This window comes from Pseudobutyrivibrio sp. C4, from assembly GCF_900111635.1.
GTDB lineage: Bacteria > Bacillota > Clostridia > Lachnospirales > Lachnospiraceae > Pseudobutyrivibrio > Pseudobutyrivibrio ruminis.
On the sequence record NZ_FOHF01000007.1, the window covers coordinates 124057 to 143743 of the forward strand.

General features: G+C 39.0%; 6 protein-coding genes. 5 read left to right on the forward strand and 1 reads right to left on the reverse strand.

All coding sequences use genetic code 11. From position 1 onward, the window contains the following. The first annotated feature begins 63 nt into the window (after nucleotides 1-63). The 4 genes from BMY66_RS11380 (at nucleotide 64) to BMY66_RS11395 (ending at nucleotide 14686) form a co-directional block, all read left to right on the forward strand. Nucleotides 64-10563 carry a hypothetical protein gene (locus tag BMY66_RS11380; protein ID WP_090395247.1) on the forward strand — a complete coding sequence of 3500 codons (10500 nt, stop codon included), beginning with the start codon at nucleotides 64-66 and terminating at the stop codon, nucleotides 10561-10563. Between the two features lie 141 nt (nucleotides 10564-10704). After that, nucleotides 10705-11862, forward strand: a complete 1158-nt coding sequence (locus tag BMY66_RS11385) for a class B sortase (RefSeq protein WP_090395248.1) — start codon at nucleotides 10705-10707, stop codon at nucleotides 11860-11862. Between the two features lie 44 nt (nucleotides 11863-11906). Then, entirely contained in the window at nucleotides 11907-14024 is a 2118-nt protein-coding gene (locus BMY66_RS11390) for a hypothetical protein (protein ID WP_090395249.1), read from the forward strand. Between the two features lie 14 nt (nucleotides 14025-14038). Beyond that, the gene (locus BMY66_RS11395) at nucleotides 14039-14686 is read left to right on the forward strand and encodes a lysoplasmalogenase family protein (RefSeq protein ID WP_090395250.1); all 648 of its coding nucleotides are present in this window, start codon (nucleotides 14039-14041) and stop codon (nucleotides 14684-14686) included. A gap of 41 nt (nucleotides 14687-14727) precedes the next feature. Here the strand turns inward: BMY66_RS11395 and BMY66_RS11400 are convergent, their stop codons facing one another. After that, nucleotides 14728-17277, reverse strand: a complete 2550-nt coding sequence (locus BMY66_RS11400) for a hypothetical protein (protein WP_090395251.1) — start codon at nucleotides 17275-17277, stop codon at nucleotides 14728-14730. Between the two features lie 199 nt (nucleotides 17278-17476). On the opposite strand from BMY66_RS11400, the gene BMY66_RS11405 reads away from it, so the two are divergent. Continuing rightward, nucleotides 17477-19669 carry an LTA synthase family protein gene (locus BMY66_RS11405; protein ID WP_090395252.1) on the forward strand — a complete coding sequence of 731 codons (2193 nt, stop codon included), beginning with the start codon at nucleotides 17477-17479 and terminating at the stop codon, nucleotides 19667-19669. Nucleotides 19670-19687 lie beyond the last annotated feature (18 nt).

The following is a 19687-nucleotide window of genomic DNA, read 5'->3' on the forward strand; positions in this document are numbered from 1 at the left end:
TCGTAAAACTATATTTACGTCTATTTTTGCGTGCAAAAAGCACGAGAAAAGGGGAATTGGCCTATGAACAACAGCATGAATATCTTGAAAAGGATGATGGCATTTTTGCTAGCCATGTTGCTACTTACAACCATGATGGGAGATGATTTCTCATCACTGGCAGATAGCGATTTGGACATGGTAACAGAAACCATCCAAGACGACGGGGCGGCAGCCGACGTAGAAACGACGGAAGGAGAAACTGCGGATACCGCTACGCCTGAGCCAGAGGTAACGGAAGAAGTGACAGAACCGGTTGAGACAGAACCGGAAGTGACAGAGCCAGAAGTAACTGATCCAGAAGTCACGGATGAAGTAACGAATTCAGAAGAAATAAATATAGACGATTCCCAAAATATAGATAAAACGGATGAGATTTTACCAGAGGAAGAGGTTCCTGAGGAGGACGCAGCAGAAGAGTGCGAGCACGATTGGAAAGCTGTGTCTAACGATGACGGAACACACACTTGGGTTTGCACAAAGTGCGAAGAGCAGGGCGAGACAGAAGACTGCGAATTCGGCGAAGACGGAATCTGCATCCACTGCGGATATGAGCAGCCAGCAGAAGAGGAAGAGTGCGACCACGAGTGGGAGTACACTTCAAACGATGATGGAACACACACAAAGCGCTGCACAAAGTGCGGTGAAGAAGAGGTAGAGGACTGCGAATTCGACGAAGATTGGGTTTGCGTTCACTGCAAATATGAGGATATGTCACTTGAGTATCAGGAATACTCAAAGACAATCCACGGTGTAAAGGTAACTGTAGCCGGCGAAATGCCAAGAAAGTCAAAGGTTACTATCTACACAAAATCACTTAAAAAAGTAAACGACATTGTAAATGAAACAATAGATGAAGGCACATTCGAAGCATACGAGGCCTTCGATATCACAATCTACGACCGTCATGGAGACAAGTATCAACCAAAGGACGATGGCAACTCAGTTTCAGTAACATTCGAAGGTGTCTCAGAGCTTGCCGACACTCCAGACGAAGAAATCGTTGCATACCGCATCGAGGACGACCAGGAAACAGTAACAGAAATTCCAACTGACGTAGCAGGTGAGGATGTTAGCTTTGATGCAGAGCATTTCTCAACTTATGTAGTTGGTTCTATTAATACAGAAAGCTACATTACGATATATCCTGACTTGATTGACGGAATAGGATATTTAAAGGAAAACGATGTAGCTTCAACATATACAAGTCCATATATAAGAATTAAATCTGCTGATTTTAGAATATATGCTGATACAAAAGGCACATATACTTTCACAGCTACAGTTTATAAAAACGTATCAACATCAAAGGCTTTAAGTTCTGCAACAGCAGTAGCGACTGGAACTAAAGACGTTACAGCTTCAAGTATTGGTTGGATTGATGTATCTATACCAGTAACAGTTAAATCTGGAGCAGATGAATACATCGCTTATGGAGACAACTATGCTGTAATCATCGAAGCAACAGCTACTCCAAATGGCTATGTAGATTTTGGATATGGAAATGGAAGTGTTGAAACATACATCTTAGAAGATGGATGGGAAAACGATGCTCCAGCGGGAGTATTTACAGAAACAACAAATATAAATGACTCGACTAACTATAATGTGGAAGTAGTTGAAACACCTAGTGATTCATATACTATTACAAGCATAACAGGACCAGACCCATCAAGTGCAACATCATCAGCTGAACAGTTGAATCCTTATACAACTGACACATATTTATATAGTGTAGGCGATACAGGAACCTTTACCGCTACATTATCTAATACATCAGCGACTAGAACTATAACATGGTCGACATCTAATAGTGATGTTGTTTCAGTAAATGCAACAACAGGAGCATTTGAAGCAAAGAAGTCTGGTGAAGCAAAAATTACAGCTACTTATAAAAGCAGCACGAAATCAATAACTGTAAAGGTTATCGAGTTTACAATTGCGGATTCAGATGACGGCACGACACCATCAGTTGATTATGCAGGTGAAGCAATTGTTCCAACAGTTGTAGCTTATTCAGATAAAGACCAAAATAAAACAGTATCAGTAGAAAGAAGTGCTTCAAACAATACTAATGCTACAACAAACGCGAAGTTAGCAATCAGCTACACACCAGTTAGTGGTAAAACATATACATTTAACAGAACATTTACGATTAGTAAGTTAGCCCTTTCTTCAGCTGCGTTTACCGATGCGACTACTATGACGATAGAGAGCGGCGCAATAACAGCTATTGACAATATTGATCCAACAAATGCTGTATATGGAGTAAAGGCTAAGCCAGTATTCGGAAAAGATTTTACTGCAACATATACAACTGCAACTACAATAGCAGGTAAGACATATACTGTTTCCATAGTTGCAACAAGCGATGGCAATTTCTCGGGAAGTACAAAATGGACTAAGACTGTAACAGCAGATGCTGGGTTAACAGTAGAATTTAGTAGCAATTCAGCTTTAGAAAATTGCACTTACACAGGAGATAAACTTGCGCTTGCGTCAGGATGGCCAGAAGTAGTCTTTAAAGATTCTGAAGGACAAGTAGTTGATTATGTAAATTCAGAAACTGCAGATTATGTAATAACTGATAGATCAGGTGCTACAAGTGATGCTATTTTAACTAATGCAGGAGAAAAAACAATCACATTCACAATCAAGGATGGATATGGATTGGCAGGTACAACCCTTTCACTTGATTTTGAAATGAAGAAAGCAGACATAGGTGCTGCTACAATTAATTGGATTAATCCTACATTTAATCATGATGGAAATGAACATAAAGCTAAAGCAGGCACAGATTTTACTGTCATATTCAATGAAAAGACTGTAAGTGAAGACGAGTACTCAGTTTCATATGATGAGACAGCTGATTATGTAAATATAACAGGTTCATCAAAGATACCTACAGTAATAATTACTGGTGCAGGTAAGAATTTTGATTCAGAGAGTAAACTAGAAGGAACCTATAAAATAGTTGCAAGCTATGCCAACGATATGAGGATTCGTATAACAGTTGGTTCGAACAATTATGACGGTACAAAAGAAAATAATTATGTAATTCCATATACTATGACATACGACGGTTCAAGCACTAGACCATCTACAATTCGTATGTATATGAATGGGACATACTATACTGTTGATACAGATTTTACACTAACTATATTAGATAAAAATTCAACAGAATTAACACCAAATGCTGGCACAAAGGTAATTACTGCAACACCAACATCTACTGGTGCGTTAAAAGATTATGTTAGTTCACCAATAACAGCTTACTATGAGATTGGTGCCAGATCGTTAACAACTAGCATGGTTGATTTATCAAAACTTTCATCAAAGACATACACAGGAAGTGCGATAACATTGACTACTGCAACATCATCTTCATCATCTACAGATAACTATGATATTAAAGTATCATATGGTTCAACTGTACTTACAGAAAGCAAGGATGGTGGAACAACTGGTGATTACATACTTACATGTGAAAACAATACTAATGCTGGAACAGCGACATTCTATATAGAAGGCGTAGGAAACTTTACTGGAAAACTTACATCATCAAGCTATAAGTTTACGATTGATCCAGCTGAACTATCATTAACTAATACAGATGTTACAAAAGCATATGTTACATGGAAGGATTCAGTAAGTAATTTAGTATATAACGGTAGTGAATTTACACCTGCTGTAAAGTTTATTATTGGCTCAAATGATATTACAAATAAGATTACTGAAAATGTAGACTATACAGTTAAATATGATAACAATATCAGTGTTGGAACAGAAACAGCAACAGTAACAGTAACTGGTAGCAATAACCTTACCGGTTCAGTTATATTGAAGTTTTCTATTCTTAGCAACACGTCTAGCGCCTATACAATTAAAATAAAAGGCGATTATGAAGCAACGTATCTCGGCGAGGCTAAAGATGTTACAGCCGGAAGTACAATAACAAGATATTATACTAGTGATGTTCCAATAACTTATACAGGAACAGCTTTTAATGGTAGTGTTGCGGTATATTTAGGAAGTACAAAACTAACATATAAGACCGACTATAAGTATTCCTATATAAATGCTACTAATGCAAAGATTTACAAAGAAGCAGATGGTAATTCAAACCCATATTTATACATTACAGGCCAAGGTAACTATAAAGGCAGCAATGCGATTGTTTATTTATCAATCAACCCAATCGACATTTCAAGCGATGATGTAACTGTTACATTAAGCGAAAAAAACAACTTCGAAAAAGCCTACACAGGCAGTGACGTTGCCCTTGAAGACCTGGTTGTATCTGTAAATAATAAAGAACTTACAGTAAGTACCGATGGAGGAACAACCGGAGATTACACAGTGACTTACAATGCTACTGATAAGAAATCCGCAGGTGAAAAAACTATCACTATTACTGGTATAAATAATTATAAAGGCGCCGTTGATAAAACATACACAGTCGGTACAGATATTAGCCAAGGTAAAGTATCTATCTTAGGTGCATACTATGACGCAAACAATAATGTTCAAGGCGAAGATTATGCCTGCATATTGGGAGAGATTTCTACATTAGAGGCTAACCCGGTATCTCTCATGTGGAGAAATAGTCAGGCTCCAAAGGTATTGTTATACGACAAAAATGGTACAAAGATTTATGATGCTGACGACGATACCGTAGGAACTGGAAATGTATCTACTCCAACTATTAAAAGTAGTTTAGACTTAACAGGGGACAAGTTATATGATGCAAGAGAAGCAAAGGGAACAGGTGCTTCCAACCTAATTACTATGGTTGTATCCGGCGATACCAGCATAGGTTTCTATGGAACTGCAAAGATTTGCTATTATATCAATCCTCAGCCATTGGGTGGACAGAGAGTTAATGCTATTGCAACAAAAGAGCAACATTATACAGGTAGCGACATAACCGTAGATCCAGCATTTATATTTACATATTCTTACAGTGATACAAAACAGGTTTATACAACGGTAGAAGCAGGCCATTCTATGGCATTAACTTCTGATGATTATACTTGTGAAGGCAATATTGGCTCAACAGTAGGTACTAATGCAACTTTAACAGTTACAGGTGTTGGAAATTATAGTGGCGATGCGTCTTTAGGATTTAAGATTGTAGAAGGTTATGAGAACGTATATGTTGACACAATCGCAGAAACTCAGTTAGTAGGAACAACTAATGCGGCTTCAAACGAATTTACAATAGCTGATACAGCACATAGATATATGTACACAGGTGAACCTATTGAACCTAAGATTATTGTTACTAATATGTCGGGTACACCTTTGAGCTCAACTGAATACAGCATTACTTATGCTAATAACGTGGAACCAACAACGGCTGACAATTTAGCTACTGCAACAATAACTGTTAATAGCTCTAACTACGCAACAAAGACAATTACAGTTAAGTATGCAATTAATACAAATGCAATCACGGGCTTTTATGGAACAATGAGTGATGTTACATACACTCAGACAACTCTTGATTTGAATGCAATCAATACATTAATTAACACAAATAAAGTCGAAGTACATTTGTATGAAACAAAGGGTGGTAAAGAGCTTACTAGAGGAACTGATTATGAAATAATTGGCGTCGAAACAACGTCGCTTCCTTCATATCAGACTAGTTATTTGACAGTAAAAGGTCTTAATACATACAGTGGAACAGAGAAGATTTACTTCAATATTGTATTGGATTTGACATCGACAACAGGTTCAAATTCTTTGGCAAGTGTATCCTTTGCATCTAGCAGAAATTTGCTTGTCAACGAGGATACAATAGTTCCAACAATCAAGTATAAGACATTGAATTCAACAGAGTATGATGGAACTATTCCTACAACTATTTCTATTGATGGAAAAGATGAACCTACATATTCTATAGCAAGAACAAATCCGGGAGAGCCAGGTGAAGATCCAGCAGTATCAGTAACTGGACAGTACCTCTGCGTAAATACTGCATCACATGTACTAGCAGCTGATGGTTCCGAGATTTACTTCTTGGCAGATTTAGCAACATACTCAGGTATTTCATTAAAGGCAACGACTATTGAATACACAGGCTCAGTGCTGGACCCAACTACATTATTCAATGGATTATTAGGTAATGCAGGTTCGGCAGATACAAATGGCGATTATACAATAAGCTACAACTATAAAAAGACATCGTCAGCAACAGAAACTTCAAATCCAGATGATGCCAAAGAAGTTGGTGTATATAATGTAGTAGTAACAGCAACAGATAATAGTAAGTATTATGCAAAAGACTCTAATACAGGAGCACGCTTTACTTTCTACATTAAATACAATCTAACAAATGCAACTATCAAGATATATGATGAAGCTAACAATGAGATTACAGAAACTTCATACACAGGAAGTGCATTCTCAATAGTTGATCATGTAAAAGTATTTGTAAAAGATACAAGTGAGGCATCAAAGACAAAGGTTATTTATCACAAGGCATCGAGCTTAGATAGTAATGCGTATATTTCTGTTACACCAGCGACAGTAACAAACATAGACACTTATACTATTAAGGCTCAAAAGGCTACTGGATATGATGATGTTGTATATGGTGAAAAAACATTACAATTTGATGTTTCAGGAGTTAGCTTAAAGACAAAGGGTACATTTACAATTACTACTCCTGATGATGGCTTTATATACACAGGATCAGGAATTGAGCCTAAGGTAACAGGAACAGTTGATGTAGGCGGAACACCAAAGACACTTACAGAAGGAAAAGACTTCTCTGTAACTTACTACAATAATACAAATGCAACTAATGGTGGTGATAAGGCATACATAGGTATTACTGGACTTGGTTCTTATAAGTGCCCAACATTCTATCCAGATAGTCTTAAGTTTGAAATAGAAAAACTTGACCTGTCAGATACAGACCATGTAGTTGTAGAGGTAGAAGATGCGACCTATAGCGGTTATTTCCTTGATCCAACTACAGGCGGAGATAAGGTTAAACTTACACCAGACTATGCTGTTTACTATGTTGATAAAGCTAATGGAATCAAGAACAAGCTTCAAGTCCAGACAGGAACAACAACTACAGGTGATTATTATGCACCAGGTGTTGTAGATGGATCGTTCTATTCAAATAATACAGTAGCAGCAAACAGCACAGATACTAATGCTCCTAAATTAACAGTAACTGCCGGTGCTTCTGGCAATACAAAGAATAGTGCATCAGGAACATTCAATATCAAAAAGCTTGATTTGAATAGTGGTTCAGTTTCCTTTGCACAGAGAACTGCAGAGTACACAGGTGGAGAAATAGATGTAGCCAATATTGTAAAAATGACAACAAGCTACACTGATGCATCAGGAAATGTAGTAACAGTTCCACTTACACAAAAAGGTGCATATCAAGCAGTGGATGATACTAAGTGTGACTACAATGTAACGATTAAGAAGGGTAATACAAATATTACCAATGGTAAGGTTACAGAGGTAGGAACTTACACTATTGAAATTAGTGGTTTAAATAGCTGTGAATCAAGTATTACTGATACATTTACAGTAACTGAGCGTTCACTTTCAAGCAATTATCACTACTACTATAGTGCTGGAAATGGATTCCAAGGAACTTGGACATATAAGAGTGATTTGGATACCAACACTACAACTGCAGAACCTGGATATATTACGACAGGTGGTCTTAAGGACTCAGCAGGTAACATAACTGATACTCTTACAATTATGGTATATGATGTGGTTACCAAAGATGCAAATGGTGGCGATAATGTACCAAAGATTGCCATTACAGATGTTTACAAAGGCGCAGGAACAAATGGCGCAGATGTAACCTATGAATTGGTTCAGAATAAAGACTTTACTCTATCTGTAGAAAATGCAAAGGATACAGGTTCTGCCGAGTGGAGTGCAACGGTTACAGATGATAAACATGCACCAGTTGCATCAACATCACCAAAAGTAATTATCACCGGTAAAGGTACATATACGGGCACTTTGGAATTACCATTTAATATTGGTAAGAATCTTAATAATTTAGGAATAACTGTAACATATAGGTATGGAAGCAACACTTATGAATACAATACTTCTGAGAATAATCCAGAGAAGTTTAAAGATCAGTGGACATACGATTATGATTCTAAAGCCCACAAGCCAGTAGTAGTAAGTGTTGGAAGTATATCAGCAAAGAATTACACAGTTACATATACAGATGAAAGTGGAAACACTGACGCATGTATAAATGCAGGTTACAAGAAAATTGTAATAACGGGTGAAGGCGATTACTGTGGAACAATAACACAGACGTACAAGGTAAATAAGAGAAAGATTAGTGATTCGACTACTTCTCTATTTGAGACTCAGAATCCAATGCAGTCATCTGATGGAATGTTGCAGTTCACAATTTCAGGAACAAATCTGTCAAGAATGACAGCTGCTGATGTTCAAACATATCTTGTGGACACAGGAAAGATTAAAACAACTGATACTGACAATCAGGGTATATTTGTAGGATACTATTACACTACTTACGATGGCGCTACAGTTAAACCAACCGTAAAGATAGAAGATTTAGGATTAAATACAGTTGTAGATAATACTAAAGATGTAAAGATTACATATGAACCTGATTGTGGTACCGCATCTACATTTATTTACGAAGGAAGTACATTAAAATACACCACTAGCACAATTAACATAGAGTTTAGGACAGATAACGATGCGGAGAATGTAGGAAACTATTATGCTCCTACAAATCCTATTACATTTACAATAAAATTCATTATTCTTGAAGATGCGCTAAGTGACTTTGATGTCAAGTTTGTAAATGGAACAGATGATAACATGTATGATTATGCTGATGGTGACGAGATTGAACCAGAGGTAACAGTATTTAATAATAAGAGAGAACTTGAATTAGGTACAGATTATACTCTTAAATATGATGATAATGTAATGCCTGGTAAGGCTACAGTCAAAGTGACAGGTATAGGTAATTATTCAGGGGACAAGAGCTTGAATTTCTACATAACAGGAGATTTAAGCAAAACATCTGTATACTATTACGATGAGAATAATAACTTCGTAAAAGCTGGAGATGATATTGGACCAGTTCAAACATATCACGGTGAAGGTATTACAAAGGGTGATCCACAAATGTATCTCGTATTAGAGCGAGATGGTGGAAATCCTGTAGATGATAAGCTTACCTATGATGTTGAGTATAGCTGTGTTAAATCCGATTCAGGCACTCGAACAGGTGAGGTTACATATAGAGGTATTACTGATGCTTCCAAGGATATCTATTGGTCAGGCGACAAGACAGTAACATTCAATGTTGATTTTGATATTTCAAACATTGGTATTACAAACTATAGGTCTGAATATCAGTACACAGGATATCCAATAATACCTGCATTTAAGCTTGACTATAGTGAGTCAGTTGCCTCAATAGAGGATATCACCTATAAGCGTGATGGAAATGTAATTACTTATACAGGAAAAGGTGAGACTGTTACAGAAGCACCAGACTTTGTAGAACCTGGAACAATTGAAGCTACAATCAACTATGAAGTAAATGGTGAAGCAGGATCGAAGACTATTAAGTACAAGATTACACCAAGAAATGTTTCAGTAGCTGAAAGTGATACAAGCTATTGTACAGTAGTATTGGCAAGTGAGCAGAGATATACAGGATTACCAGTTATCCCTTCTTACACAATATTTATTACATCGTACAATTTACAGACAGATAAGAAGCAGATTTTCAAAAAGCTTGTTAAATACGATTCAGAAACTGGTGTTGGTGATTACGAAATCAGCTATCCAACAAATAAGCCTTATTACAGTACTTCGAATGAAGATTTTTACACATTTACACTCACAGGTAAAGGTGGAAGACTTACTGGCACCTACACAAAGAGCTACACGATAAAGCTTCAAAGTGTTGCTAATCTTGTAGTAACAAGTAAGACTTCTGAATCAATATCAGTAGAATGGGTACGTGATATATTCTCTGATGGAACAACATTGACTCTTGAGAAGATTAATTCATCTGGAGATTATGAGGTAATCAAGATTGCTGGTGCAGCAAAGTCGACGACATATACTTTTACTGGATTAACAGGAAGTACAACTTACAGAGTTAGTGCGACTGCATATGCTAATGATCCTGATGGAACAACATTACACAGTGAAGCCGAAACAGTAGAAACAACAACAGATATTTCTACATCAAGCTTTGATGCAAACAGTTATGAAACAGGTAATGCAACATTAACATGGAGCACAACTGGTAATGTAACAATTTACTACATTTATAGAGCAGAAGATGAAACAAGCGAAGGAAAGTTAGTAGCAATCCTTCCTGCATCTACTGGAGCTTACACAAATACTAAGCTTACTTCAGGTCAGACATATTACTATCATATAGATGGTTATGGTCGCGTAAATGGAGTGCGTCAAAAGATTACAGAGTCAGAACATAAGCCAGTAACTATCAAATAATATGTAGAATGAAGGCTCTAGGGCAGTATGCCCTAGGGCCTTTTTATATATTGTCGAAAAATTTTTAATCAATTAATTGTGTGTTCCTATTGAATTTGATACAATATATTGTAGTATCATGTGCAATAGGAAGAACGATATATGTCAGACAAGAAAAGGTTTAGTATTGGTGGGTTTGAGTTTGAAACTCACTATGAATATCGTGCAGCCCAAGAGGACGTTAAGAAAATAGAGTGCATCAATGAGGAGCTTGATATACAAGATCCAGAGGTTGCCCTACGCCTATATAATGATATTCGTGATGGCATCATTACATTCAACAGTCCAATCGGTGCTCAGTACACAGAGCACGTGGCAGATATTGTGGCAAACAAATCCGCAGGACTTCTAGACGATAGAGAGATAATCGAAGAGGCAGCAACCAAGGCAAAAAGCTCCAGACGCCTGGGACTTATATTCGTAGCCATGGCGGTGGTACTCATTGGAGTATATGCTGGGGTAGAAATAAAGGACGTTTACGAGACCAGAAAGATAGCTGCAGAGATACAAAATCGAGAAGATAATACCCAAAACACTAATATTTCACAAAATAACGTTAATATTGATAATGATAATGACGATATAGATTCTGTGGAGGACTCAAATGCAGCAGCTAATGAAATCACAGAGGATTTGATAGAAAGTCCTTGGGATAAGAATTATGCAGCAGATGAGCGAGAGATTCTTCCAGATATGAATGAGCTATACTCGCAAAATAGCGATTTCGTAGGGATTCTTGAAGTCGTTGACACGGATATCAACTATCCGGTATGTCAAACTCCAAACGACCCTGAATATTATTTGAGAAGAGATTTCTATGGAGAAACGAGTACCGCCGGTACTTTATTCGTCGATTATCGTTGCGACATAGTTAATCCGACCACTAACACCATCATATATGGTCACAATATGAGATCTGGAACCATGTTTGGTGGATTAAAAAGATACTTAGACTATGATTATTATCAGTCGCATAAGACGATAATCTTTAAAACTCTATACGAGGAGCAAGAGTACGAAGTTGTAGGTGTGGGGCTGTCAGCAGTGGGTTATGATGATGACGACAGCTACAAATACTACGATTTCATCGACGCAGTTACAGGCTCAGAGCTCCAGGAGTTTTTAGATAACATCCAAAGTTTATCGGTATACGACGAGACAATCGACATTAGTTCTACGGACAAGATTTTGACCCTTAGCACTTGCAATAGCTACACCGAAGACGGTCGCATGTTTGTAGTTGCAAAGAGAGTCAAATAAAAAATAACAGAGCCTAAAAACTTGGATTTAGGGATGGGAATGCTATGGTGAAAAAGAACAAGGGATTATTGAAAAAAATAGGATGTATTCTTATTAGCGCATCTATTCTTCTGACGGGCTGGACCTTCTTTGGCAGCTCAATTTCGATTGCAGACGGGGACACGACTATCGTGGACGAAGTTCTGAATGAGGACCCAGATACAACTGAAGAAGATGTTGAAGAGGTGGCAGAGACCGAGGAGACTGAAGAATCAGAAGACGCAGCTGATGCTTCAGATGAAACAACTACAACCTTCAGCACTGATTCATTAGAATTATATAGCTTACCAGCTGCTTCTCTTGGTACATCGCTTGCATCAACAAATGATGACGGTACATATACAGCAGATGACGGTGCTACTTATGCTGATAGTAGCATGACAGAATTAGTAAAAGTCCCAAAATCAGTTGGTACATCATTTACAGTTCCTAGCTCTGTAACAGTAATTGACGCCGGAGCTTTCGATGGAAGCGATGTTAAAAATCTTACATTTGAAGATGGAACAAAAATCACATCTATTGGAACGCATAATTCTTGGCCAAACACAGGCTCTGTAGATGATATGACATATGTTTCTTGCTTAGGATGCTCTTCAACGTCAGTAGTAGTAACCTATTTCCAGGATTTACAGGACGCAGGAAAGTTTATCGAGATTAATTTTGACAACTCAGGAACAACAACAACATTTACTATTACATATGACTATATTTTATTAGCAAAAGATGGTACAGTTCTCAGAACAGAAACTGGAGTTTCAAACGAAACAGTTGTTGCAGGAAAAATACCAAATGGAGTCACAGCTACAACATATACAGATGCTAATGGTGTTGAGTATGCTAGAGTGACAGATTTAGATCCTGATTTAGAGGTTGCGACAAAGAATAGACCTTATGAATATACATTCCAAGCTACAATAGATACATACGAGATTACTATCATATATCAGTTGAATGATGCTGATGGTAATAAAGTAAAAGATGTTACTGCTAAAACATTAGATTTAGCTTCAGGCTCAACACCTACATACACAGCAGAATCAACATACACAGACGGCACAACAACTTATAACCTTACATCTAGCCCAACATTCGAAGAAGTTACAGGCCCTGCAACATATACATACGTATACACAGCATCCTCATCCGGTGGAGAGTCAGGTGGTGGCGGAAGCACAACACCTACCTACACAGTTACAATCAAGGGTAACTTCTACGAGAACGATGGCACAACATACATCGGCGAGCGTACAATCACATCCTACACACAGGAAGCTGGCAAGGTTATCACAGCTCCTACAGTAGATGGCTACACAGCATTTGGCACAACAACATACACTGTCACAGCTTCAAACAGCCAGACAGCCACATTTACTTATAAGAAGACCACAGCATCTTCATCTTCTACAAAGAAGTTTAAGGTCACAGTTTACGACGTATTCTACGACCAGACAATGACAAAGAAGATTGAGACAAAGACACGTCAGACTGATACATACTCTCAGGGCGACACATTCAGCTATGATCCAAAGACATACTCTGGATACGAATATGTAAGCGCAGAGAACCAGTCAGGCACAGTCAACGCAGACAGAACAGTTACATTCAAGTACAAAGCAACAACAGCTTCTGGCAAGACAACAAGCAACTCAAAGTATTCAGTTACAGCTGGTGCAAACCAGAAGGTACCATCAAATGTAGGCACAGTTACAATCACATGTGACGGCCCACTTGATAAGATTGTAGCAATCAAGGTTGATGGTGTAACACTTGCTCAGAACCAGTTTACTGTAGAGTCAGGCTCAACAATCCTCACTCTTACAGCATCATATGTTTCAAGCCTTTCAGCTGGCGACCACGTAGTCAGATTTGAGTACACAGACGGCTGGGCAGAGACATTACTTACAATCACAGGAAAGACAACAACTACAGTTACTTACAAGGTAAGCAGCGACGGTTCAATCTCTTCTGGACACACAAAGGATACAACACCTACCACAGCAGATGGATTCGATAGCAGATATTTACTTTGCTTAGCAATCTTCTTACTTGGAGCAGGTACAATTCTTTTCAGCAAGCAGAAGAAGCTTGAGGCTATTCTTGCAGGTGAGAGAGACGACGAATAAGTCGGGTGAAAAATATGATAATAGAAACTATTATTTATGTAGCACTTATAATTGCATTATTTGCTGTATGTGATAATAGATTTTCAAGGAGATACTATGTCCCATTAAAGGTGATCTGTAGTATCTCCTTTTTGGTTATTCTATTTATCAATCAGTGGTATTCGGAAAGATTAGGACTGCTTCTGTGGGCCCTATTAGCCTGTTTTATAGGTGATTTGATGATGGGCCTATACAATACCTATAGTCGCAAGCAAGCCATGGAAATAGGCATTATAGCCTTTATGCTGGGCCATGTAGGCCTGCTTAATTACATGTGCCGCATCACGGTAGGCACCAATGTGCTTGTGTACATCGTGCCAGTGATTCCATGCCTGATACTTATTGGTATGCAGAAGTGGTGTCACCTCCATATGGGCAGCCTCTTTGTGCCATGCATAATCTACTGCTACTTCGTATCCACAATGACATTAAAGGCCCTGGAATGCGGCCTCAACGGCACCCCAATCCTTGGCATCGCGGGAATGCTTTTCCTGTTCAGTGACTTCACAATACTATTTCTTTATTTTTATCATTATAAAAACCGTGGTAACAAGAGGATAGTGCATTACATAAATTTGGGTACGTACTATATAGCAATATTGTTATTTATATTTAGCCTATAATAAAAGCCAGTATGTGGGTAACATACTGGCTTCATTATAGTTTATTGTATGTATGATACGAATACATTTCCGAAGGACTCGAAATATGTACTAGCTTCAGCAAGACTCATCTTTTGATTCTGGCTAGTCATAGGATCAAAGTAAATAATTGAGCTTGCATCATATCCTACGATAAGCACTGCGGTGTCATCACCGGTGTATGCGTACACAGGTGTGCCAAGGTTTACATAGTAGAGCACCTGGCTAAGCGACAATCCTGTTAAATCAAGAATGTCGTAATCCTTTAATGTCTTTGAAAGCACCGAAATAGGTGTTTCTCCTGATTCTAATAGTGTGTGCACCTGCACATTTTCCCCAGCCTGAACAAGCATAGCTGAAAGAGCTCTGGCGCTGCCGGAAGCCTCCGAATCACTTGAACCAACAGCGATTCCTGTGATTGCATTCTGATATGACTTGCGGCCTCGTTTCCACACATATTTAGGCGTGTTATCAAGTACGATTCCCATGTTTTCATCGGCCTCAGTAATGGCACGATTCAAATCATCAGTGGCCAGCGAAACCTTGCTGCCTACATATACAAAGTACTGTGTAGAGCTTGTGGCAGAGGCAACAGAGATTGAGTGGCTGCCATCAGCAAGTACCAGGCCAGGCACATCGTAATCAACCTTGCCAAGCTTTTCATCTTCCTCTAGCTCAGCCATGGTGAGAACAACAACCTGTTCCTTTGCATCGTCTGATATTGTGCTAACATCAACGGCTTTGTTTTGCTCACCAGCACTGTTTTTGATGGTGTCCCCATCAGCGGAGGTGATAATTCCTTCGGAATCTATCTGAATACGCTCCAGATAAATTGTGTAGGACTCGATTGAAACATCTGTAATATAGTAACCGCTCTTCTGATATGTCATCAGCTCACGTCCTGAGCCAGAAGAGATATCTGCGATTGTCAGTTTGTACATTGGATAAACAGTAGAGCCGGCACCGTCAGTAGTGATGTCGTTCTCATTTAAAGTACCGTAAATCAAATCGTCATCCAAAAAGGCCAGTGGCTTCAAAAGCTGTCCTGTGCCTGCTGTAATATCGTAAGAATCTCCAGTCTCCAAATCCATGATGTGGATTGAATCTGACATATCCTCCTGATCCATCCAAGCCAGGTATCTGCGGGATGCAGACACAGCGTATTGAGCATCATCAAGGCCTGTCATCAGCTCCTTGGTAGTAAGCTCGTTTAGATTCATATATAGAAGAGTTCCATTTACCATGATGTAGAACTGGTTGTCAGCTGTCTCGTACAAAAGCTCAGAGAAGTTGGCGTTCAAAATCTGGTAAGAGCTTGTAGAGGTGATGAACACCTGCTCAGTGGAAGTATCTTCGATTGCATCGTAGTGGTAAAGGTTGATACCACATTCGCCTTCGTGGCTACCGGAATTCATGTATCCATACACAACATAGTCCATTGTTCCAGATTCATCGATGTTCAAAAGAAGAATCTGGTGTTGGTCATAAATAGAACGGCTGTCAGTAGGGTCGTCCACAAAGCTGAAAATCTGCTTTAATGTGCGGTCTGTCTGATTGTATTCGTAAAGTGAACCATTCTGTACAAATGAAACGATGGTACCAGTTTCGTTTGACATGTATTGCAAATCAGGATCAGTGATGCCGATGTTCAGCACATTTTTGCTATATGAAACGGACTGGTCATCCAAAATCTGTTCCATTGTTCTGTCGTATGAAAGCAGATACAATCTGTCGGAAGTATAGCGGATTCTAAACTCCTCCACGCATGTGTAATATTCTGACTTGCCTGAGTTATCTCTATTTAATAGGTAAGTGAATGTGAGGCTGATGTAGTTGCTGCTGATATCAGTGAGAGCTGTATTTACATCACCAACCTGTGTGCCATCAAATCCACCATAGGAAATCTGAGCAAGATTTGAATTGATAGTAACGTGGTTCAAATCCTCAGTTGCCGAAGATGAAGGCTCGATATATGTAGCTAAATCTGTTGCATCCTCTGAAAGAGCAGTGTTGTGGAAATACTGAGCAAAATCTAATATCTCTTCTTCGTTACATCCTTCTGGCTGCATGATTCTGGTGTAGTAGTAGATTTCATCATCACCGCTTGTGATTGTAAGAATAAGAAGATATTCTTCGTTCTTTTCAATCAGGTTTTCAGCCTGGAAGCTGGCGGTAAGAATGCCGTCCTTAGATGTGAATTCCAGCTCGTTATTCGAAATGTTTCGCTGTGTATCCAAAGAGCGTATCTCATATGATAATCCATCTACATCGTAACCCTTGGAATCAACTGTGATAGATACGTTTCTTTCAGAGTCCAAAGGGATAATGGCGTCTCGCATGTAGGCTGGGTCCATCTCTGTCACATAGCCGTGAAGCTCTGTTGTAGCATCACCCAGATAATCGATGGTGACAGTTGGCAGCGTAGGAGAGGACTGGGCGGTCACTTCCTGGGGCTCGCTGATATTTGTGACTATCTCGAAAAACACCACTGAAACCACAAAAACAACCACTAAAATACCCACTCGCTTAAGGATTTCTGTAGGGATGCCCTTCTTATAGAATTGTAACTTCATATATTCTCGCTTTCTTGATTAAATATCTTTTAAGTGTTATAATCCGTTGGAATTTTGATTTTAAGATATTCAGATGTCCTATCTTTAATAAGAAATGATTTTCTTTGATAGGCTCTGAATATTTAACATTTTATCACTATTTTTTCATACTGTCTTGATTAAATTAGATTAGATGTAATTTGTGCTAATCGGAGGATTCATGAAAAGATTTTTTTCAAAAATAAAGTCTGGCTTTGTATGGCTGGGAAAGAACATAAAAAAGCCATTTATCAAACTGGCTAATTCAAAGGCTGTTCAGTCTTATCTAGGAAGTAAATTCCATAAAACATGGTTGATGTTGTGGGATAAATACTCATTCTGGATGCACATTCCACTGGCTATGCTTCTGATATTTGTTATGGAGTGGATGTCCCGTCATTCATTCACAGAGGCATGGGGCTTCGTAGTTAATCACACAGGACCTTACCTATTCAATTCATATTGCATATTCGTAGCACTTTCGATTGTGTTCCTTAGCAAGAGACGTGGTTGGTGGCGAGTATTCATCAGCATGATATTTATAATCCTTGGTATTATAAATTGCGTCATTCTGTTGAACCGTGTTTCACCATTTGGCTACACTGATTTATACATGATCAGCGATTTGCTTACCATGCAGGATTCCAACTACTTCTCAGCACAAGAAGCTATGCTTGCAATCGCAGCCTTGGTAATCTACATAATCATCATGATTATCTACTTGAAAAAAGGCAAGAAAAAGCAGAACGGCAAGCCATTCTGGCAGAGATTGATACTTGTGGTGGCCCTTTGGGTTTCCCTTTATCCATCTACATTGCTTCTTAGAAACTCAGGAATCATGACATCCTACTTCGGCAACCTTGCCCAGGGATATTTGGATTACGGTTATTTATATGGCTTCTCTACTTCGGTTCTTGACCGTGGTATGAACCGCCCATTTGGTTATTCAAAGAGCAAAATCGAAAGTATCGTTGATGAAGATTCTGCTTATGTAAGCACACTTGAGATTCCATCTGAGGACGACTCACAGCCAAACATCGTTGTTATCCTGCTTGAGTCATTCTACGATGTATCTGAGGCAGATTTCATCGAGACAAGTGAGGACCCAATTCCTTACATTCACTACCTTGAGCAGAATTACTCTACAGGCCACTGTATCGTACCTGTAGTTGGTGCCGGCACATGTAACTCTGAGTTCGAAGTTCTTACAGGTCTTAGTTGCAACTTCTTCGGCCCAGGTGAGTACCCACAGAAGACCATCCTTAAGGAGACAGATGTTGAGAGCTACGCTGATGTTCTTTCAGAAGATGGCTACAGCACTCACGTTGTCCACAACAATGGTGGTAACTTCTATTCAAGAGCAAACGCATTCTCCATGATGGGATTTGATACATTCACATCTAAGGAGCTTTTAGATATTACAGATTACACTCCACTTGGAAACTGGCCTACAGATGACATCCTTATTGATGGTACTCTCGATGCCATGAATTCCACACCAGAGAGTGATTTCGTATACACAATCACAGTTGAAGGCCACGGTGCCTACCCAACTTACCAGGTTGAGGAAGATCCAGCTATCAAGGTCAATGCAGTTGGCAAGACAGAAGAAGAAAACTGGGCTTGGGAATATTACATCAACCGTATCTACAACGTAGACGATTTTGTTAAGCAGTACATTGAGGCACTTGATGCCAGAGGTGAGGATACACTTGTCATTATGTTTGGTGACCACCTTCCAACTATGGGTCTTACAAACGATGAGGTTGCCACAGGTGACCTTTACCAGACAAAGTACTTCACATGGAACAATTTCGGTATGGAAAAGGTCGACGAGGATTTAGCTTCATACCAGCTTGTATCAGAGTTCTTAAACAGACTCAACATTCACAACGGCAACATCAACGCTTACCACCAGACAGCAATGGCTGAGGGCAAGGTGCGTGGAACTAGCGAATACATGAACGACTTACGTATGCTTCAGTACGATATCATGTACGGAGATCGTTACACATACGAAGTTGGCACAGAGTACGGCCCTTCAGACATAATCATGGGTGTAAATGATGTCACAATCGACAGTGCATACTTCTTCAACGGAAGGCTGCACATCTACGGTGATGAGTTTACTAAGTGGTCTAAGGTATACGTAAATGACGAACAGGTTTCAACTAAATACGAATCTGGACAGGTTCTTTCAATAAAGGCTTCTGACGTACAAAACGGCGATACAATCAAGGTTTGCCAGGTAGGTAGTTCAAACACCATCTTCCGCGAATCAAATGAGTACACCGTATTCGATCCGAACTATGTAGAGGAAGAAGAGGAAGCAGAATTAGAAGAATCTGAAACATCAGAAGATGCAGATGAATAAAATAAGGTCGCAAGGCAT

Excerpts from the sequence above, each read along its gene's own strand:
- BMY66_RS11380 (WP_090395247.1), top strand. The coding sequence starts at position 64 with ATGAACAACAGCATGAATATCTTGAAAAGGATGATGGCATTTTTGCTA.
- BMY66_RS11385 (WP_090395248.1), top strand. The coding sequence starts at position 10,705 with ATGTCAGACAAGAAAAGGTTTAGTATTGGTGGGTTTGAGTTTGAAACT.
- BMY66_RS11390 (WP_090395249.1), top strand. The coding sequence starts at position 11,907 with ATGGTGAAAAAGAACAAGGGATTATTGAAAAAAATAGGATGTATTCTT.
- BMY66_RS11395 (WP_090395250.1), top strand. The coding sequence starts at position 14,039 with ATGATAATAGAAACTATTATTTATGTAGCACTTATAATTGCATTATTT.
- BMY66_RS11400 (WP_090395251.1), bottom strand. The coding sequence starts at position 17,277 with ATGAAGTTACAATTCTATAAGAAGGGCATCCCTACAGAAATCCTTAAG.
- BMY66_RS11405 (WP_090395252.1), top strand. The coding sequence starts at position 17,477 with ATGAAAAGATTTTTTTCAAAAATAAAGTCTGGCTTTGTATGGCTGGGA.